This is a genomic window from Gluconacetobacter entanii (assembly GCF_003206495.1).
GTDB classification, from domain to species: Bacteria; Pseudomonadota; Alphaproteobacteria; order Acetobacterales; family Acetobacteraceae; genus Novacetimonas; species Novacetimonas entanii.
Genome location: NZ_NKUF01000050.1, coordinates 1 through 19,806, shown reverse-complemented (window position 1 = coordinate 19,806; position 19,806 = coordinate 1). Strand labels below are relative to the sequence as shown.

Below are 19,806 nucleotides of genomic sequence, written 5' to 3'. Positions count from 1 at the left end.
CGAATGGTATGCTGTCAGATGCCAGCTCGCCATCATGTTCGATGATCGTTTCCCAATGGCCTGAAAAAGTGCCACCGCACAAAATTCTACACAGTCTCCTTCCGCATCAGCAGCATCGTTCTTCTGGAGCTTCACGAAAGGCTTCACATACTGCGGAGCGATCAGTCTGACCTCGTGACCAGCTCCTGCCAGTTCGCGAGCCCAGTAATGCGCGCTCCCGCACGCTTCAAGAACGACCAGAGCAGGCGGCTGCGTGGCCATGAACTGCATAAACTGCTGACGACGCAGCTTTTTGCGAAACATCACCTCGCCCGCACGCGAAGCTCCATGAACCTGGAAAATGTTCTTTGCCAGATCAACGCCTATCACTGTATCCTTCATCTGCCGTCCTTTCGCGCAGTCGTTTCTTCCAACGACCATTCTGGCACATTGCGATGCCGTGCGGGGAGGACGGCAACCACCCCATCTCCCTTTGATCGGGCCTTCCTGTTTGGCGAAGGGATTTACGAAGTCTGCCTCCTCGTCAACGGACGGTTCGTGGACATGGACAGCCACCTTGCGCGACTGGACCGCTCCCTTGCCGCATGTGGCATGACCCCACCACCCGAACGCCCGCAGCTTGAACGGATCATCAACGACCTTGCCCGGCGCAACGGTGTTACGAACGGCCTTGCCTACCTGCAGGTGACGCCAGGCGCGACGCCGCGCTCCTTCACGGCCGTGCCACAGGACCGTGCCACCCTGTTCATCCTGACGCAGGCGCAGGATTTCCTGTCGGCCCCGCACCTGTCACGCGGGATCACGGTGCAGGTGCGGCCTGACATCCGCTGGCTCCATCGCGACATCAAGACCATCATGCTGCTGCCGCAGGTCATGGCCAAGCGCAGCGCGCTTGCCAACGGGTTCGACGATACCATCTTCGTTGATGAACAGGGGATCACGGAAGGCTCCTCCTCCAACATCTTCATCGTCACGGATGCGGGCACGCTGGTCACGCGTCCCCTGTCAGACCATCTGCTGGCGGGATGTACGCGCCAGCGCATCATCACGCTGGCGCGGGACGCCGGGATGACGGTGGAAGAACGCATCATCACGCGCGATGAACTCTCCCGCGCGCCAGAGGTCTTCGCCACCAGCGCGACATACCTGGTCGTCCCCATCACCCGCATTGATGACCATGTCGTGGGGGACGGGGGGATCGGCACGGTCACCAGACGCCTGCAGGATGCATATATCGCCTTCATCCGCGCCCTTGCCGCCACGGGTGCGCCATGACGCTCGACAGTCCCGCGCGCCGCTACAGGCTGGGCTGCGGCATCCTGCCGCCCGGCCCGTATAACGCCATCACGGACGTGCCCGGCGTGCGCGTCGGGCACCGCACGCTGCGCAACGGCCCCGTCCAGACGGGCGTCACCTGCATCCTGCCCCATGATGGCGACCTGTTCCGCGACCGTCCGCTTGGCGCGGTGCATGTCTTCAACGGGTTTGGCAAAAGCGTCGGCCTGATGCAGGTCGAGGAACTCGGTCAGATCGAAACGCCGATCCTGCTGACCAACACCCTGTCCGTCAGTGCCGGGGCCGAGGCGCTGATCCGTGACGCCATCGGGCGCAATCCCGAAATCGGCCGCAGCCTGTCCACGGTCAATCCGCTGGTATTTGAATGCAATGACGGGCGCATCAACGACATACAGGCCCTTGCCGTAACGCCGGATGACGCAATGCAGGCGATACGCGACGCGCAGGGCGGCACGGTGGCGCAGGGCGGTGTCGGGGCAGGCACCGGCATGACGGCCTTCGGTTTCAAGGGCGGGATCGGCACATCTTCGCGCCATGTCGCGGCGGGGATGCACCAGGGGATGCTGGGCGTGCTGGTGCTGGCCAATTTCGGCCTGCCCGGCGACCTGACCCTGCCCGATGGACGCCGCATCGCGCCCCCGGCCGTCCCGGCCACGCATGATGAACGCGAACGTGGTTCCGTCATCATGGTTGTCGCGACCGACCTGCCGCTGGATTACCGGCAACTGCGCCGCGTCATCCGTCGCGCGGGCGTGGGGATCGGGCGCCTGGGGTCGTTCTGGGGCAATGGCAGCGGCGATGTCGCGGTGGGTTTCTGCCCCAGCGTGCGTTTCCACCTGCATGAACCCGAAGGCGTCATCAACCGCCCCATGCTGAACGAGGCACATATCGACACGCTGTTCCGCGCGGCGGCCGAAGCCACGCAGGAAGCCGTGCTCAACGCCCTGTGCGCGGCAACCCCCGTCACGGGACGCAACGGCGTGGTGTTTCCCGCCCTGTCGGACGTGCTGGCGGCCCACCCGTACCCATGACGTCCAGCGCCGGTATGACAGGGCACCTCCGCCATGCGGACCTTCCTGCGTTCACCCGCACGGAACTGGCCCGGATGCAGGCGCGTGACGCGGGCGTGCATGCCCTGCGCCATGTCCGGCACGCAGCAGTCACGCAGGATGCACAGGCGCTGGCCCGCCTGGCTGAACAGCAGCGTGCCGCCCTGCCGCTCTATGGCCTGAACATCGCGGTAAAGGACAACATAGATCTCGCCAACACCCCCATACAGGGGGGCAGCCGCCTGTTTGCCGGGCGCATTGCGGCGCATGATGCGTGGATCACCGCCCGCCTGCGCGCGGCCGGCGCCCTGTTCCCCGCCGTGACCAGCATGTGTGAACTGGCATGGGGGACGACGGGCGAAAATGCCGTGGGACCACGCACCCGCAATCCGCTCGACACCCGACTGGACCCCGGCGGGTCAAGCAGCGGGTCCGCCGCCGCCGTGGCCAATGGCCTTGTACTGGCGGCACTTGGCACGGATACGGCGTGTTCCATCCGTTTTCCCGCGCATTGCTGCGGCATTGCGGGGTTCAAGCCCACGGCCAAACGCTGGGACATGGCCGGCATCATGCCCCTTGTCCCCAGCCTCGATCATGTCGGGCTGCTGGCCCGCACCGCGCGCGATGCGCTGCACCTGTTCCACGCCATCGAACATGGCACGCCCCCCGCCGCCCATCCGCCCCACACGCCACGCATCGGCATCCGGTGGGAGGGATTTGAAAATTGTGACGCCAGCATCATAAAGGTCATGAACCAGCTTCTGTCGGCGCTGCGTGAGGAAGGCGTCATGACCGTGAACTGCGCCACGACGCTGCATGCCCGGACATTGCCTGTCACCGGCGCGCTGTTTGCAGAATCATGGCTGGTCTGGCGCAATGCCGTGCACAAAAGCCCCGATGCCCTGTCCCCCACCCTGCGCGAACGCCTGTTACGGAAAAGTTCCGTTCCCTTCAGTGAAATCGAGGACGCGCGCCGTGAACAGGCCGCCATAAGGGCGGACATGGACCGCATTTTTGAAACATGCGACCTGCTGCTTGAACCCACGGCGCAGGTGACGGCCCTGCCCCCGGATGACATGACGGCCGAACATCCCATGCTGGCCTCGCGCAACTGCACGCTGACGAATATCAGCGGCCATCCTTCCATCAGCATCCCATGCGGGGAAGATGATGCGGGACACCCGGTTGGCGTGCTGCTGAGTGCGCGACGCGGCAATGACAGGCTCCTCCTTGAACAGGCCATCTGGCTGGAGGACCTGATCGCCCGGCAGGGGCTGCGCCGGGTTTTTCCGGTTTCGTATTTTTTTTGAAACGTGATTTATTCTGAAGCTTTTTGAAAAAAGCTTCACCAAAAACTTTTATCGGTTTCCGGCATCATCCCGTCAGGCATGGGCCGGGGCAAACCTGCTTGCGCGTGAGGTGAACACGTCCCACACCCGGTCACAGACCGGGCGCGCCGCATTGGCATGGCGATACAGGCGTGTCTCCACCTCCAGCACCAGCGCGGGGTCATGGGTGACGGGCACCAGCACGCCATGGGCAAGTTCCTCACGGATCAGCCCTTCGGGCAACCATGCCACCCCCCATCCCGCCCGCGCCATCGACATCAGACCCACCGACAACGTATCTTCGCAGACAGTCCGCCGCCGAAAGGTGTCATGCCGCGCAAAAAGCTTCGACAGGGCAACGCCAAAGAACGATTCATCGCCATAGCTCAGGTAATCGACCGGTTCCGCGCTGGCCATCGCATGATGCACCTGCGCCCTCAGTTCCGGCGCACAGACAGGCAGCACCCGCTCCGTCCCCAGCCGGATGAAGGGAAACAGCGCCGGGTCCAGATGGAACGGCACAAGAGGATGGGCATAGGTCAGGAAAAAATCCGCACCCCCCGTCACCAGCCGGTTGAGGTTGTCTTCTATCCCCCCAAGGTCGGGTGTCACCTTCAGGCGCGTCATGGGCGGCATGTTGTCGCGACTGCCGAAATAATGCGGGATCAGCGTCAGCGCCAGCGTATGCAATGCCGCAATCGTCACGACCTCGAACGGGTCCGACGGGGGTGGGCTGACACTGCGCTGCGCCCTGTAGAAGGCGGAGACGATCTCGGTCGCTTCCTCCAGGAAACGCCTGCCCTCCACCGTCAGTTCGGCGGGATAGCTGACCCTGTTGACAAGGGGGGCGCCCGCCCATTGTTCGAGCTGGCGGATACGCTTGGAAAATGCCGGCTGGCTGACATTGCGTTCACGCGCCGCACGGGAAAAACTGAGGGTCCGTGAAAGGCATACGAAATCCTCCAGCCATTTCAGTTCCACAATCCCGCCCCTTTCCGGTTCATGCAGGCCGCATGGCGCAAAGGTAGCATATATTCCCACGCAATCCGCAAATTTCATTCCTGAATCACGATGAATGCAGGGCGGCGCGTCAGTCCCCCGAAAGCGGGAAATGGCAGGCCGCCTCATGCCCGGGACGCACCGGGCGCAAGACCGGCTCCTCGACGCGACAGCGCTCCTGCACATGGGGGCAGCGCGTGTGGAACCGGCAGCCCTCCGGGCGCGCGATGGGGCTTGGAATATCCCAACCCAGCGGCACAGCGCGCATCCCCCCCACCACCGGGCGCGGCACGGCGGCGGTCAGGGCGGCGGAATAGGGATGGGCCGGATGGTGCAGCACGCTGTCCGTCGGGCCCAGTTCGACCACGGCGCCCAGATACATCACCGCCACACGGGTGGAAATCTGGCGCACCACGGCAAGGTCATGCGCGACAAAGACATAGGTCAGGCCCAGCCGCGCCTGAAGGTCCATGAACAGGTTGACGATCTGCGCCTGCACCGAGACATCGAGCGCAGAGACAGGTTCATCCGCCACCACCAGTCGCGGCGACAGCGTCAGCGCGCGCGCGATGTTGATGCGCTGGCGCTGGCCGCCGGAAAATTCGTGGGCATAGCGGTTGAGCGCGGCGCGCGGCAGGCTGACCAGTTCCATCAGTTCATGCAGGCGCGCCGTGATGATGGCGGCCGAACGCCTGCGCCCATCGGCATCGGGATGCACCCGCAGCGGTTCCGCAAGCAGGTCGCCAATACGCCGCCGCGGGTTGAGCGAGGCATAGGAATCCTGGAACACCATCTGCATGCGCGTCCGTAGCGGACGCAGGGCGCGTTCCCCCAGCGTGGTGATGTCCTGCCCTTCGAACAGGATCTGCCCCGACGTCACATCCATCAGCCGCAGCAGGCAGCGCCCCAGCGTGGATTTGCCACATCCCGATTCCCCCACCAGGCCCAGCACCTCCCCCGGCATGACCGACAGGGAAATTCCATCCACCGCCTTGAGCGTCTGCCCGCGTGGCAGGGCATAGGTCTTGCGCAGGTCACGCACCTCCATCAGGGGGGCGGTGTCGTCTGGCATCGTGTCTGCCGGCTGTGCGCTCATGCGGGGACATCCTGCGTGGCGGTGGCCACGGTGCGGGGTGGCAGGGGCCTGCCCTCCGCCGGCAGGACACAGGCCGCTTCCTGCGCGGGGCCGACAGGGACCAGTGGCGGTGGCGCGGGAAGGCAGCTTTCATGCACATAACCGCAGCGCGGGCCAAAGGCGCAGCCCACCGGGCGTTCCAGCGGCGCGGGCGGCACGCCCGCGATGGTCGGCAGGCGTTCGGGCCGTGGCCCGTCCAGCGGCGGGATGGAGGCCAGCAGCGCCGCCGTATAGGGATGGCCCGGATGCGCGAACAGTACATCCGTCGGCCCGGTTTCGGCCACCCGCCCCGAATACAGCACCAGCGTACTGTCACAGGTTTCGGCCACCACGCCCATGTCGTGCGTGATCATCAGCACCGAAGACCCATGCGTGGCGCGCAGCGAGCGGACAAGTTCGAGGATCTGCGCCTGCACCGTGACATCCAGCGCCGTGGTGGGTTCATCGGCAATCAGCAGGGCCGGATTGCACGACAGCGCCATGGCGATCATCGCACGCTGGCGCAGTCCACCCGAAAGCTGGTGCGGATAACGGTTGGCCGTGCGTTCGGGGTCGGGCACCCCCATTTCCCCCAGCAACCGCACCGTGCGCGCACGCGCCTGCCGGCGGGTGACGTGTTCATGCGCGCGGATCTGCTCATCTATCTGCCAGCCGATGGTATAGACGGGGGTAAAGGCTGTCATCGGGTCCTGAAAGATCATGGCGATCTGCTTGCCCCGCAGGCGCCGCATCCGCGCGGGCGCAAGGCCCACCAGCTCCTGCCCGCGAAACAGCGCGGATCCGGTGATGCGCACGCCCGGACTGTCGATCAGCCCCATGACCGCCATGGCCGTCACGGACTTGCCAGACCCGGATTCCCCCACGAGGCCAAGGATCTCGCGCTCGCCCAGGGTAAAGGACACATGCTCGACAATCGGGATCATGCGTCCGCCCGAAGGGAAGCTGACGCACAGGTCGCGCACCTCCAGCAGGGGGGCGGGAGAAGACATGTCAGCGGCCATCACGCACCCTCGGGTCAAGAAACACATACAGCACGTCCACCGCCGCATTGGCCATCACCACGAAGACGGCGTAATACATCACGGTGGCCATGATGACCGGCAGGTCGAGGTTGTTCAGCGCCTGGTACGTCAGGTGCCCCACGCCGGGCAGGCCGAAGACGACCTCCGTCAGCAGCGCGCCACCCCCGACAAGCTGCGCGAAATCCAGCCCGAACAGCGAGACGAAGGTGATCATCGACGTCCGCAGCCCATGCCACAGCAGAATGCGCACCGGCGACAGGCCCTTGGCGCGTGCGGTGCGGATGAAATCCTCCCCCGACAGCGCCACGAGGTCGGCGCGCAGGACGCGGCTGTAGATACCGATGAACATGACCGCCAGCACGATCCACGGGATCACCAGCGCGCGGAACCAGCCCAGCGGGCTTTCGGAAAACGGGATATATCCCAGCCCCGGCACCCACGAAAACAGCCATGTGTCGTGATAACGGCTCTGCGTCACAAGGTTCGTCACCTGCCCCAGCCAGAAGACCGGCATGGAAATCCCGATCAGCCCCAGCATCATCAGGGTCCGGTCCACCCATGTATCCTTCATCGCCGCAGCCAGCGTCCCCATCGCGATCGACACCACGACCCAGATCGCCGCAGCCCCACAGACCAGCGACGCCGTCACGGGGGCGGCGCGCATGATCTCCGGCACCACGAGTTCGCCGCGATCGACGTAGGAGGCAAGGTCGCGCGTGATGAACAGCTTTTTCATCATCGTGGCGTACTGCACCGGCATGGACCGGTCGAAGCCATATTCCTTGCGCACCTTCTCCATCACGGCGGGCGACGCATTGCGCCCGGCGATGCGCGCCGTGGGGTCCGCCCCCGGCGTTGCAAAGAACACCACGAACACCAGCGCCGAAATCCCGAACAGCACGAAAAGCGTCTGTCCCAGACGACGCAGCAGGGCAAGCATCATGACCGCGCCCCCTTCACGACGAACGCCGCGCCGCGTCACGCACATCCAGCGCGTCACGCAGCCCGTCGCCAAGGATGTTGAGCGCCAGCACAACCACCACGATCGCAAGGCCCGGCGCCACCGCCACCATGGGACGGGTATAGATCAGCCCCTCCCCATCCTGGATGATGGTCCCCCACGACGCCGCCGGCGCCTGCACGCCAAGCGAGAGGAACGACAGCGCGCTTTCCGCCAGCAGCGACAGCGCCATCAGCAGCGGGCCAAGCATCACCAGCGTGGTGGTGACATTGGGCAGGATGTCGCGCACGACGATGCGCCAGCGCGGCACGCCAAGGCAGCGCGCGGCGGTCACGAATTCGGCCTGCCGCAACGCCATGACCCGCCCGCGTATCGGCCGCGCGGCATAGGGCACATAGACCAGCGCGATGATGAAGATGGGGATGAACAGGCTGTCGGCGCGCACCGTAAGCGGACCAAGGCGCAGGCCGTGGCTGACGGTGACGATCGAAAGCGAGATCGCGAACAGGTACACCGGCACCGCCCACATGATGTCCATCACGCGTGACAGCAGCGCATCAATGATCCCGCCCAAAAACCCCGCGACAATGCCCGCCGTGGCCGCCAGCACAAGGCAGACCACCGCCGCACAGGACGAGACCAGCAGCGAATTGCGCCCGCCATACAGCAGGCGCGAGGCAAGGTCGCGCCCCTGGCTGTCCGCGCCCAGCAGGTAGGTCGCATGCCATGTCGGGCCAATGGGGCTGAGCCCGAGGTGGAGCGGGTTGTCATTGGGCTGCATGATATCGACCTCATGCCCGTCGAGCATGATGCTGCCCGCCACGTTGGAGGTGAAGGGGTCCGTATGCGCGACATGGTGGGCGTAAAGTGGTGCGAGCATGCATGCCAGCGTCACCAGCGCCAGCGTCGCCAGCGCCGCCATGGCCGAACGGTTGCGCGCGATGGAACGCGCGGCCTGACGCCACGGGCCTGCGGGCGGGGCCGGAAGGTCCTGCGCCATTACCGCACCCACGCCCGCGCGACGAGCATGTGGTAGAGGGTGTGGTAGGCGTAGTTCCCCAGGCGGGGGGAAACTAGGTCTACGTCCTTGATGGCAAGAAGGGGCACGGCGGGCTCATCACTGTTGATCATGTTGGAGGCCTGACGCCACAGGGCCATGCGGATCGGATCGCGCGGTTCCTGAAGCGCCTGATGCATGATGGCATCGAGCGCGGGATTGCAATAGCCGGGAATGTTGATCGAATTGTCGGAATGCGGATGGAAGCTGGAGCAGGCAAACAGCAGGTACAGGAAGTTGGAAGGCGACGGATAATCACCAAACCAGCTTGTCAGGCTGATCTGCACGTTGTTCGCACTGTTCTGGATATAGGAAAACTGCACCCCCCGGCTGATCTCTCGCACCGATGCCCTGTAGCCGATCTGCTGCAGGCGGTCACGCATCCATGCCCCGATCCCACGCTGTGTTGAATCCGTCTGCACGACGATGGTCACGGCCTGCCCCTGCGTCCCGCTTTTCGCGACAAGTTCACGCGCCCGCGCAAGGTCGGGCCGCGGCCATGCCGACGCATCGCCCCCAGGACCGGGCGCAAGGCTATAGAGACACTGTCCCTGTGGCGGCATCACATTGTGGGGCGCCATGTCGCACATCGGGGTCGCCACCGCCGGGCCGCCATAGAAAATGGCCGCCGCATGCCGGTCCAGCGCCCATGCCACCGCCTGCCGAGCCATGACATTGTCAAAGGGCGGGATGTTGACGTTGAGCGGCACATAGACGATGTGCAGCGACGGGTTGATATGAACCCGGTCGGGGAAACGCGCGCCAAGTTCGCCCAGCCGGTCGAGGGGCTTGACCTCGAACATCCAGTCATCATGCCCGGCCTCCACCGACGTGACCTCGTCCTCGTCACGCAGGCCGAAGCTGTAGGTGATCGTATCGACATACCCTTCGGGCTGCGCCGCGTCGCTCCAGAGGTGGAAATACGGGTTGCGCGCAAGGTGCAGCGACTGCTGCGGGTCGTAGGAGACGACGCGATAGGCCCCCGTCCCCACCACCGGCGTCGTGCCGACATCATGGTCAGGCGTGTCGGCAGGCAGGATCACGGCATGGGGATAGGCCAGCTTGGTCAGGAATTCCGCATCCGGTTCGACAAGGTGGAACGTGATGCGCCCGGTTGCCGGGTCCACCTGCACCCCTTCGGACAGGGTGCAGGCATGGGGCTGGCGCAGGCAGTCCCGCGCGCCGACGATATTTTCATAAAAGCTGCTGGCGGTGGGACTGCCGACACGGAAGATGCGCCGGAAGGAAGCCAGCACATCCTCCACCCGGACGGCCCGCCCGTCGGAAAACCGGATGCCCGGACGCAGGTGGAAGGTCCATGTCCTGCCCCCATCCTCGGGCTGGGGCAATGCGGTGGCCAGGTCCGGCACGACCTCGTCCCCCGCAGCACCCCCGGCCTTGCGATAGGTCAGGAGGCCATCATAGACGGCGGAAAAAATCTGCAGGTAAACCGGGGTATAATGCAGTTGCGGGTCCAGCGTGCCGCCCGACGTACTGCCCAGCAGGCGCAGTTCCCCGCCACGATGGTCCTGCGTCGCCGCCCGTGCCGTGGCGCACAGGCAAAGGAGGACAGACACAGGCACCAGCAGGTAACGGGACAGGTAACGCGCGGACCACAACATCAATCGCAACTACTCATGCCCCAAACATCACTGGCGGTTCCATGCCCCTCCCCTTCGGTTCCGGGCCGGAACAGGCCCGCACGCGCCAGACATGACATTCGCGAAAGCCCCTGATGCCAGAACAGGTGTTGCATAACAACCGGGCCAACGACCCCGACCTGCCGACCGCCATGCCTGACGTATGGACAGCCAGTTGGCATGGCGGCATGTCCCGCCGGAAAGGCGTCATTGTTACTACACTGTACTGGATCAGCGACAATATCCAATTCCATCTGATCATGGGGATATAACCAGCGGTTATAGCGTGGCGTGCCCGATGCGCACACAGGCGTGACATTTTCACATCCCGTTGATATAACACGATTATCAAGGATATCCCGTGGGAAAAGTGCGACATTCCTGCCACAGGGACCCACCTTAACCCATGGCTAACAAGAACTGGTCATATTTGGAATTGACATGAAACCGCCCCCACTGAAATAGTCTGCCGGAGATCAACAGTTCTGGGGGGATTGGGAGCATGAATATATTCCAAAGCCAATCCAGGAACAGTCCCGATCTTTCGGTGGGGCCTGTTGTCGGGACGCAGAAATATCCTGACACAATCAGGGAATTATACGTGACGCGACCTGTCTGATGGGTGTTGGCCGGCAACTTGCAATGCCCGTGGCAGGACGCTTTCCTGCATCCGTTCCCTTCGCGGGGATCTATGTAATTTCATATAAATGATCCTGTAATCAGAGGGTCATCGCGCCTTGTTTCATGACAGGACAAATAGAGCGGCCCTTTGCCGTAATATGTCATTACATGTATGAAATAAGCACGGGCAGGCAGGGGTTGCCCTGTATTATCAGGCCATAGGCCGACCACTTAACTTCAGGTTAAGAAGAACATGATTTTTTGTTATTGACAAAGAACGAATCAACCTAAAACATTTCGGTATAGAACCGAATGATATCAACCTGATCCCAACCATACCAAAACCAAGATTACGTGCCGTTTCCGCAGAACATGTCGCAACCCGATCTGAGGCAAGGTAACAAATGCTCAGCAAGCCTGGACCCATGCAGTATTCAAAAAAGAAATCGTGGCTTCTATTCTGTACGGCGATAACGGGGTACACCCTGCTTTCGTCCATCGGGACCTGTGCTTCGGCCTCCGCCGCGGACACGACCGCCACGACAACGACCGCCACCACCCATCGCACCACCAAGGCGACCACGAAGGGCACGACCCGGGCACGCACGGGCACCGCGACGCACCAGCTCGCCAGCAAGACGCCCGAAACCCTGACGGTCAGCGCGGCGCGCGTGCGCAGCCACGGGTCCGAGGTCGCGGTGACACGCCAGGTCATGGACCGTTTCGTCGAAGGCACGAACCCCATGCAGGTGCTGGCCCAGACCACGCCGGGGGCGAACTTCACCTCCACCGACGCGTTCGGCCTCGATACCTATGGCAACACGTTCTATGTGCGCGGCTTCACGCAGATGCAGATCGGCGCGACCCTTGACGGCATGCCGCTGGGCACGCAGGGCTTCGCCAACGACAACGGCGTGTCGATCACGCAGGCGATGATCCAGGACGACATCGGCGGCATGACGATGTCACAGGGCGCGGGCGCGCTGGATTCGTTCTCCACCCAGAACCTCGGCGGCGCGATGAGCTACGTGACGTCGGACCCGAAGGACAAGGCGGGCGGCAAGGTCAGCCAGACCTTCGGCAGCTATAACGCGTTCCGCACCTATGGCCGCGTGGACAGTGGCGTGCTCAACTCCACGGGCACGAAATTCTACGCCTCCTTCGCCCGCACCGATTCCAACCTGTGGAAGGGCCAGGGCTACCAGGACGAACTGCAGGCGGACGCCAAGGTGGTCCAGCCTCTGGGTGATCGTGGCAAGCTGACGTCCTTCTTCGGCTATGGCGACTTCACGCAGTCCAACTACCTGACGCTGACGAAGAACATGTGGCAGAAGATGGGGCGTGACACGACCTACCTCAAACCTGATTACGAAAAGGCCAAGCTGTGGGCCTATTATGCGCAGTATACCGACCAGGTGCCGTCATCGGTGCAGGGCATACTGAGCAATGACGAGGTCGGCGATTACGCCTGGGATGCATCGCAGTTGCAGCGCACCTACCTGTCGAACGTCTCCCTGCATTACGACATCTTCAAGAACGTGACGTCTGACACGATCGTCTATGGCAACGTGAACAGCGCCATCTATGGCGGCACCAACAACTTCCTGACCTCCCCCTCCTACGGCCCCGTGTCGCTGAACTCCGACGGCACCGTTTCGGGCGTTCCCATGGCGCTGATCGGCAGCCACGCGTTCATGCGTCGCCTTGGCTTCACGCAGAAATTCGCGATCGAGGCCCCGCACCACAACCATATCGAAACCGGCATCTGGTACGAAAACAACAAGTGGGTCTATAACGAACGCCTGTATGAGGACGGCCTGACCTCCGGCCACAACGACGATTCCGACATGCCCGCGGGTTCCGGCGCCACGTGGTTCAACAACAGCTTCAACACCAACACCTTCAGCTTCTTCCTGCAGGATCGCTGGACGATCATGCCGGGCATGACGCTGCTGGCGGGTTTCCGCTCCATGACGCAGACGACGCATGGCGGCACGAAGGCCGACTATACCGACAAGCTGATCGCCGAAGGCTGGAACGCCTATTACCGTCACCCCGTCAACGGCAGCATGACGGCGTCGGATGCGTTCCTGCCGCACTTCAGCTTTGATTACCACTTCCTCCGCAACCATGAAGTTTACTGGGATATTGCGGAAAACATGCGTGCCTACGACTATTATTCGCAGACGGATACGGATACGGCATGGGGTGGCCTGGGCAATTCCACCACTTCGGCGCAGACGGTCTTTGACCAGAACAAGAGCAAGCTGAAGCCGGAACGGACCTGGAACTATGTCGTGGGTTACCGCTACAACTCGCGCTACTTCTCTGGCTCGGTGGATTTCTACCACACGGATTATTACAACCGCCTTGCGGCCATTACCGAAGGGTCAGCCAACAACGCGAACAATGCCTTCCTGAACGTCGGCCGCGAAACCATGAACGGCGCGGACGTGCAGGGCACGGTGCGTCCGTTCAAGGGGCTGGAAATCACCAACAGCTTTAGCTGGAACAACGCCGAATACCAGAGCAAGTCCATCAACTACAGCGGCACGACCTACGACATCAAGGGAAAGCATCAGGTTTACTATCCCAAGTTCATGTATAAGGCGAACCTGAACTACACCTACAAGCGGGCGATGTTCAACTTCAACGTGAACTATATCGGTTCGCGTCCCATGACCTACATGAATGACGAGAAGATCCCGTCCTACTGGCTGGCAAACCTCAACCTTGCCTATAACTTCGGCAAGATCGGCTTCACCCGTAACCTCAAGACCACGTTCGGCATCACCAACCTGTTCAACACGAACTATATCGGTGGCGTGTATGGCGCGGCATCGGTGACTGGTGATGACAACGCCAACCTGTTCGTCGCGGCACCGCGAGAATTCTTTGGCACCATCTCGGCGGAGTTCTAAGAACCGCCTGACAGGCCGGGCTTTCGGGTCCGGCCTCTTTTCTGTACGCTGCGTGAGACCGATGATGAAAAAGATACTCCTGCTGTCAGGATGTTTTGCTGCTTTCTCCATGGCCGCCATGGCGCAGGAGGCACCGCCGGGCGGCATTGCCCCCGACATGCCGGACAAATTCCAGGTCGTGGATTCCAGCTTCGACTATGTCCGCAAGGATGTCATGATCCCGATGCGCGACGGGACGAAGCTTTATACCGTCATCCTGATCCCCAAGGCCGCGCATGATGCGCCCATCCTGCTGACGCGCACGCCCTACAGCGCCGACCGCATGGTCTCCTACGCCTATAGCGGGCACATGAGTTCGATCATGCAGGGCTATGACAACATGCCCGACGTGATCGCCGATGGTGGCTATATCCGTGTCATCCAGGACGTACGCGGCAAGCATGGTTCCGAAGGCAGCTATGTCATGGCCCGCCCGCTGCGTGGTCCACTGAATGGCACGCAGGTCGATTATTCGACGGATACGTGGGATACGATCGAATGGCTGATCCACAACCTTCCGCAGAGCAACAAGAAGGTCGGGATCATCGGGATCTCGTATGATGGCTATACCGCGCTGACGGCGCTGTTCCACCCGCATCCGGCGCTCAAGGTCTCGGTTCCGATGAACCCGATGGTCGATGGCTGGATGGGGGATGACTGGTTCCACAATGGTGCCTTCCGCGAGGAAACGCTGCCCTACATCTACACCCAGGATGCGACGCGCAAGAGCACACCGAAATGGTGGGCCAGCGAGTATGACGCCTATGACGTGTACCTCAAGGGCGTGTCGGCCGGCATGGTGGGCAAGTCGCGGGGCATGGAGCAGATCGGCTTCTTCAACCAGATCCTGGCGCATCCGGCCTATGATTCCTACTGGCAGGACCAGGCGGTGGACAAACTGCTGCAGAAGGAGGGGCTGAAGGTTCCGACGATGCTGGTCCACAGCCTATGGGATCAGGAAGACATCTATGGCGCGATCGCGACCTATTACGCGCTGCAGAAAAGCCCTTCGTCGGCTTCGAACCTCTACCTGACCATGGGGCCATGGAACCATGGTGGGGAGGCGAAGGAAGCCGGCACGCTGGGCGATATTGATTTTCATGCCGATACCGGCCTATATTTCCGCAAGAAAGTGCTTGAACCCTTCCTTGCGCATTACCTGAAGGATCCCTCCATTCCCCTGCCCGCACGCGTGACGTCGTTCCGCACCGGGGAGAATGTGTGGGAATCGTCCAATGCCCTGCCATCGGCAGACTGCACGTCGGGATGCACCAGCCTGCATTTCCAGCCGGAACACGGACTGGCCTTCACCGCCCCTGCCGCCGGTGCGGGCACGCAGCAGTATGTGTCGGACCCGGCGCATCCGGTGACCTATATCCCGCGTCCCGTACTGACCAAGGGCGTGCCGGGTTCGCCATGGGCGAAATGGCTGACGATGGACCAGCGGAACTTCTCCGCCCGGCCTGACGTGCTGACCATGACATCGGGTGTGCTGACGCAGCCCTTTACGATCAAGGGGCAGCCGGTTGTCCATCTGACGGCCTCCACCACGGGCACCGATGGGGATTTCGTGGTCAAGCTGATCGACGTGTATCCTGACGAGGTCCCCGAGCAGCGCGAGATGGGCGGGTACCAGTTGATGGTCAGCGCCGACATCCTGCGCGGACGCTATCGCAAGAGCCTTGAACACCCTGAGGCCATCCCCGCCAATACGCCGCAGTTGTACAAGTTCAACCTGCCGGTGGCGGACCATACCTTCCTGCCCGGACACCGGATCATGATCCAGGTGCAGTCAAGCTGGTTCCCGCTTTACGACCGCAATCCGCAGACATATGTGGACAATATCTTCCTTGCCCCCGCCAGCGCCTACAAATCGGCGCAGATCAGTGTGGACGTCGCCAATAGCTGGATCGACGTGCACGCCCCCACACCGGCGGCCGGTATCTTTGCCCCGCAGAAACCCTGATCCCCTGCGGCGACATCAAAAAAGGGGCATGGGAATTTCGATTCCCATGCCCCTTTTTTTGCAAGATGACATGATGTTCCGGAGGATTCATTTTTTGAAAATGCGGTGTTCTTTTGAAGCTTTTTGAAAAAAGATTCACCAAAAACTTTTGATATTTAATGGCGTGCTCCGGACAAGCGTTTCCAGAACACAGCCATTTCTGAATTTACAAAAGCTTTTGGTTCTTTTTCAAAAAAAACTGCCCGTCCCGCCAATCAGGGCTGGTCCGAGACCCTGTGCGGATGCAGGTCCTGCGCGTCAAAGCTGAAATCCGATCCCACAACCTGCATCCTCATGTCCGTAACCTTGCCGGTCATGTCACGCAGGAACTGGACATAGCAGTCATCCTCCGCATCCTGTGCCCGGTTATCCCACCGCACCACGAACAGGTCATGCGGCAGCGCCGACAACACGCCCGAAAGCCCGATGGCCTTGTCAAAGGTCAGGCGCAGTTCGGCACCTTTCTGCGTGACATGCATGTTGCCACGCCAGTCATCATGATACAGCCCGACATAATCATGCGCCGCCTGCGCGGACAGCGTGATGAACGGACGCGCGGGCGATCCGGGACCATCCGTGGCCGCCGCCTTCGCCTCCGCCGCTTCCTTTGCCGTGGCCACATCCTTCCAATGCTTGACCCAGTCCTCGCTTTTCCCTGTCACGACAAGGGAATTGAGCGTCGTCTCTATGGCATAGGTCGCATGGTTGTCATCATGGTTGGTCAGGACCACGATCCCGGTCTTCATTTCCGGCAGGAACGAGATATAGCTGACCATCCCGTCGATCGTTCCCGTGTGCCACACGCGCTTCTTGCCGAAAAAGTCCTCGGTGAACCAGCCATAGCCATAGGCACGGAAATGTCCCTGCGTCGCCGGTGCGGTATCCGGCAGCGGCAGCAGTGCATGCGGGGCCCAGACCGTATCACGCTGCGCGGTGCTGATGATGGTCTTGCCTTCGGGCGTCTTCCCGCCATTGAGGAACATCTGCACCCAGCGGCCAACGCCATCGGCACTGCACCAGATCCCGCCTGCGGGCGCCACGGCGGGCAGGCGCAGCGTGGCGCGATCAGGCAGGTCGGAATCTTCCCCTTCCCCCGTCGCGACATCCATCTGCCCCTTTACCGGCGGCGTGCTCTGGCAGGCAGGCAGTCCGGCAGCATTGATCAGGTGCGACTGGACATAATTTTCCCAGCTTGTACCACTGATTTTCTCCACCAGTGCCCCTGCGACGACATAAAGCAGGTTGTTATAGGCATAATCCATCCGGAACGGCGCGGTAAACGGCATGTAGGGCAGCGCGGCCAGCACTTCGGGACGGGTGTAGGTGCTGTGGGAAAACAGCATCATGTCACCCGCGCCCTCGCCCATGCCGCTATGGTGGATCAGCAGGTCACTGACACGGAAATCGCGTGTGATGGCGGGATCGGCCACGCGGAATTCCGGCATGTGGTCGATGACCCGGTCATCCCATTTCAGCTTTCCCGCATCAACAAGTGTCGCAAGCGCGGTTGTCGTGAATTCCTTGGTATTGGACCCGATGGCAAACAGCGTGCGCGTATCGACATCACCGCTGTGCGCGTCCTCCCCCCGGCGGCCATATCCATGGGCGAAGACGACCTGCCCGTCATGCACGATCGCCACGGCCACGCCGGGCACATGGAACGCATCGCGCGCGCGCGCGACGACATCATCGATCTGCGCGGCAGTAAGCCCCACCGGCAACGCAGGCGCCGCCCATGATGAAGAAACCGCAAGGGGCAGCACCGCAAGCGACACTACGCCCATTTCCCCGATGCAACGGGCGATCCGCCGCACAAATGACTTTTTCACTACCGGTTGTCCTGACGCTGCTGAACACAAGATGGCGTCGTCACACACATGGCATGGCACCACCCGTAGCAAAGCATGAAATCCGCGCCCTGTCCCATAACCAGATGCTACCCGGCCTTAACCTGGGGTATGTCGGCCGCGCAATCATTCACATCATGAAACCGATGAAATTTTCTGGTGAAGATTTTTTCAAAAGGCCCTGAACATGCGGCACCTTTCTCAAAAAAGGCACTACTGGCGCCTCAGTGACGCAACCGTTCAAGGTCCACATCGAGTTCCGTCCGCAGAAGCGACAGGATATCGCGCGAAATATGCGAAAGCGCGTAATCCGCCCGGAACAGCACCGTGCAGGCCACATGCAGCGGTGGCGAAATCGCGTGCGGTTTCGACAGGCCGGGATGATGCAGCGCGGTCAGGGCATCGACAATGGCGCACCCAGCCCCCAACCGCACCAGTTCGGCCGCCATGTAATGCGTGCGCACCCGCACCGACGGGGCGGTGCAGACGCCCGCCTCCTCCATCGCCATGTCCAGCAGACGCGCGGTCGGGTCATTTTCGCTCAGCCCGATGTAACGGGTCGGGTCGATCCGCTCCAGCACGACCGCCTTCCCGTTATGGTCACCGCCATCAATCAGCAGCAGCGGCACATCGGCAATATGGTGGGAACTGACCCCGTCGCATGAATAATCCCCGAACACGACGCCAAGGTCGAGGTCATGGTTGAGGATGCGCGACACGATTTCGGTGCCATGGAGGGTATCGATCGTCAGTTCCGTTCCCGGGTGGCTGGCGTGGTAGCGCTGGATCACCCGCGGCACGAGGCTGAGCCCGAGGCTGGGAACACAGCCGATGCTGATGCAATGGCCATCGCGGGCATAGCGCAGGTTGTCGGTCAGGCGCTTGAGGTCCGACAGCTTGCCAAAGATCGTGTTGACATGCGGCAGCATGATCTGCGCCTCACGCGTGGGGACAAGGCGGCCACCGGTACGTTCGAACAGGGCAAAGCCCAGCGACTGTTCCGCGTAACGCAGCACCTTGCTTGCGGCGGGCTGGGAGACATGCAGCACCTCCGCCGCGCGACGCAATGATCCCGTCGTCATGATCGCATAGAACACTTCAATCTGACGCAGCCGCATGTCTTACAAGGCCCCCGTAACCTGGCTGGTTATCCAATGCCGCGCGCCGTGCCAGAACCCACGGCCCCATGCGACACGCAATCGCATGACACCCGAAAATGGCCCGCCTTACCCGCCCTTCGCCGCATCCCTTGCGGGTGCGGAGACAAAATGGTCATAGACCTGTCGGGAAATGGTGTTCAGCACCCGGATGCCCGCGGCCTCGTCCGGCAGGGACTTCGTCAGCATCACAAGGATATAGTGACGCCCGTCCGGCAGGAAGATGATACCCGCATCGTTGCGCACGCCCTCGACCCAGCCGGTCTTGTGCGCGACCGGGGTGCCGGACGGCAGGCCGGGGGGGATCATGTCGTTGAAATGCTGCCCGCGCAGGATGTCGATCATCGCCGCACTCTGCGCCGGGCCGACGATCTCCCCATGGTCGAGCTTCTGCATGAACTGGCCCAGCCCCCTGGCCGTCATCTCGTTGCGGATGCCCTGATCGTTGGCGTCATAATCCTCGATCATGCGGCCAAAGCGCACGCCGCGCAGGTGCTGCGCCTTCATGACGGCATGGATGTAGGGCACGCCAATCCGTTCGATCATCAGGTTGGTGGCAAGGTTGCTGCTGTACTGGATCATCACGCGCACCAGTTCGGACACCGCCACGGGCTTGCCGATCTGTGCATAGCACTACAGTTGCATTTTGTGTCGTGAGTGAGCGCGGATAGCACTGGCCTGATGCGTTCGTCGAAAGACGGACCATCTGAGGATGTGAGAGACGGGTAG

At 62.1% G+C, this 19,806-nt stretch carries 14 protein-coding genes and 1 pseudogene; 5 read left to right on the top strand and 10 right to left on the bottom strand.

The features are described from left to right. A pseudogene (locus tag CFR72_RS14335) lies at positions 1-381 on the bottom strand (IS110 family transposase); the annotation flags it as partial. On the opposite strand from CFR72_RS14335, the gene CFR72_RS14330 reads away from it, so the two are divergent. Genes CFR72_RS14330 through CFR72_RS14320 form a run of 3 tightly spaced genes read left to right on the top strand, consistent with a single transcriptional unit; the run spans position 328 to position 3,655 of the window. Continuing rightward, positions 328-1,275, top strand: coding sequence for an aminotransferase class IV (locus CFR72_RS14330; protein ID WP_279629173.1), 948 nt, complete (start codon positions 328-330; stop codon positions 1,273-1,275). The pseudogene CFR72_RS14335 and the gene CFR72_RS14330 overlap by 54 nt on opposite strands. Next, positions 1,272-2,327 carry a DmpA family aminopeptidase gene (locus CFR72_RS14325; protein ID WP_110914575.1) on the top strand — a complete coding sequence of 352 codons (1,056 nt, stop codon included), beginning with the start codon at positions 1,272-1,274 and terminating at the stop codon, positions 2,325-2,327. The genes CFR72_RS14330 and CFR72_RS14325 overlap by 4 nt, the downstream gene beginning before the upstream one ends. Before the next feature lie 14 nt (positions 2,328-2,341). Beyond that, positions 2,342-3,655: an amidase gene (locus CFR72_RS14320; RefSeq protein WP_167400412.1), complete on the top strand. Its 1,314-nt coding sequence runs from the start codon at positions 2,342-2,344 to the stop codon at positions 3,653-3,655. Positions 3,656-3,727: 72 nt separating this feature from the next. Here CFR72_RS14320 and CFR72_RS14315 read toward each other — a convergent pair whose 3' ends face one another. The 6 genes from CFR72_RS14315 to CFR72_RS14290 are packed head-to-tail and all read right to left on the bottom strand — an operon-like array spanning position 3,728 to position 10,469. Beyond that, positions 3,728-4,714, bottom strand: coding sequence for a LysR family transcriptional regulator (locus tag CFR72_RS14315; protein ID WP_167400411.1), 987 nt, complete (start codon positions 4,712-4,714; stop codon positions 3,728-3,730). 49 nt (positions 4,715-4,763) lie between these two features. After that, complete coding sequence (locus tag CFR72_RS14310) at positions 4,764-5,768, bottom strand: ABC transporter ATP-binding protein (protein WP_408869989.1); 1,005 nt, start codon at positions 5,766-5,768, stop codon at positions 4,764-4,766. After that, positions 5,765-6,808, bottom strand: a complete 1,044-nt coding sequence (locus CFR72_RS14305; RefSeq protein ID WP_390669852.1) for an ABC transporter ATP-binding protein — start codon at positions 6,806-6,808, stop codon at positions 5,765-5,767. The genes CFR72_RS14310 and CFR72_RS14305 overlap by 4 nt, the downstream gene beginning before the upstream one ends. Next, complete coding sequence (locus CFR72_RS14300; RefSeq protein ID WP_110914580.1) at positions 6,798-7,772, bottom strand: ABC transporter permease; 975 nt, start codon at positions 7,770-7,772, stop codon at positions 6,798-6,800. The genes CFR72_RS14305 and CFR72_RS14300 overlap by 11 nt, the downstream gene beginning before the upstream one ends. Positions 7,773-7,785: 13 nt before the next feature. After that, positions 7,786-8,790: an ABC transporter permease gene (locus CFR72_RS14295; RefSeq protein ID WP_110914573.1), complete on the bottom strand. Its 1,005-nt coding sequence runs from the start codon at positions 8,788-8,790 to the stop codon at positions 7,786-7,788. Then, positions 8,790-10,469 carry an ABC transporter substrate-binding protein gene (locus tag CFR72_RS14290; protein ID WP_110914572.1) on the bottom strand — a complete coding sequence of 560 codons (1,680 nt, stop codon included), beginning with the start codon at positions 10,467-10,469 and terminating at the stop codon, positions 8,790-8,792. Before CFR72_RS14290 ends, CFR72_RS14295 begins: the two co-directional genes overlap by 1 nt. A 1,064-nt stretch (positions 10,470-11,533) precedes the next feature. Between CFR72_RS14290 and CFR72_RS14285 the strand changes: the two genes are divergently transcribed. Both CFR72_RS14285 and CFR72_RS14280 read left to right on the top strand, forming a co-directional pair. Then, complete coding sequence (locus tag CFR72_RS14285; protein ID WP_110914578.1) at positions 11,534-14,029, top strand: TonB-dependent receptor domain-containing protein; 2,496 nt, start codon at positions 11,534-11,536, stop codon at positions 14,027-14,029. Between the two features lie 61 nt (positions 14,030-14,090). Then, positions 14,091-16,034, top strand: coding sequence for a CocE/NonD family hydrolase (locus CFR72_RS14280; protein WP_110914571.1), 1,944 nt, complete (start codon positions 14,091-14,093; stop codon positions 16,032-16,034). A gap of 254 nt (positions 16,035-16,288) precedes the next feature. On the opposite strand, the gene CFR72_RS14275 is transcribed toward CFR72_RS14280, so the two are convergent. From CFR72_RS14275 to CFR72_RS14265, 3 genes are all read right to left on the bottom strand, one after another. Further along, entirely contained in the window at positions 16,289-17,902 is a 1,614-nt protein-coding gene (locus CFR72_RS14275) for a serine hydrolase (RefSeq protein ID WP_233044778.1), read from the bottom strand. A gap of 242 nt (positions 17,903-18,144) precedes the next feature. Then, complete coding sequence (locus CFR72_RS14270) at positions 18,145-19,038, bottom strand: LysR family transcriptional regulator (RefSeq protein WP_110914570.1); 894 nt, start codon at positions 19,036-19,038, stop codon at positions 18,145-18,147. 108 nt (positions 19,039-19,146) lie between these two features. Next, entirely contained in the window at positions 19,147-19,686 is a 540-nt protein-coding gene (locus tag CFR72_RS14265) for a serine hydrolase (protein WP_244182313.1), read from the bottom strand. Between the last annotated feature and the right edge of the window lie 120 nt (positions 19,687-19,806).

Bases quoted from the DNA above. Each gene is read 5' to 3' on its own strand.
- CFR72_RS14330 (WP_279629173.1), top strand. From the start codon at position 328: ATGAACCTGGAAAATGTTCTTTGCCAGATCAACGCCTATCACTGTATC.
- CFR72_RS14325 (WP_110914575.1), top strand. From the start codon at position 1,272: ATGACGCTCGACAGTCCCGCGCGCCGCTACAGGCTGGGCTGCGGCATC.
- CFR72_RS14320 (WP_167400412.1), top strand. From the start codon at position 2,342: ATGACAGGGCACCTCCGCCATGCGGACCTTCCTGCGTTCACCCGCACG.
- CFR72_RS14310 (WP_408869989.1), bottom strand. From the start codon at position 5,768: ATGAGCGCACAGCCGGCAGACACGATGCCAGACGACACCGCCCCCCTG.
- CFR72_RS14305 (WP_390669852.1), bottom strand. From the start codon at position 6,808: ATGGCCGCTGACATGTCTTCTCCCGCCCCCCTGCTGGAGGTGCGCGAC.
- CFR72_RS14300 (WP_110914580.1), bottom strand. From the start codon at position 7,772: ATGATGCTTGCCCTGCTGCGTCGTCTGGGACAGACGCTTTTCGTGCTG.
- CFR72_RS14295 (WP_110914573.1), bottom strand. From the start codon at position 8,790: ATGGCGCAGGACCTTCCGGCCCCGCCCGCAGGCCCGTGGCGTCAGGCC.
- CFR72_RS14290 (WP_110914572.1), bottom strand. From the start codon at position 10,469: ATGTTGTGGTCCGCGCGTTACCTGTCCCGTTACCTGCTGGTGCCTGTG.
- CFR72_RS14285 (WP_110914578.1), top strand. From the start codon at position 11,534: ATGCAGTATTCAAAAAAGAAATCGTGGCTTCTATTCTGTACGGCGATA.
- CFR72_RS14280 (WP_110914571.1), top strand. From the start codon at position 14,091: ATGATGAAAAAGATACTCCTGCTGTCAGGATGTTTTGCTGCTTTCTCC.
- CFR72_RS14270 (WP_110914570.1), bottom strand. From the start codon at position 19,038: ATGCGGCTGCGTCAGATTGAAGTGTTCTATGCGATCATGACGACGGGA.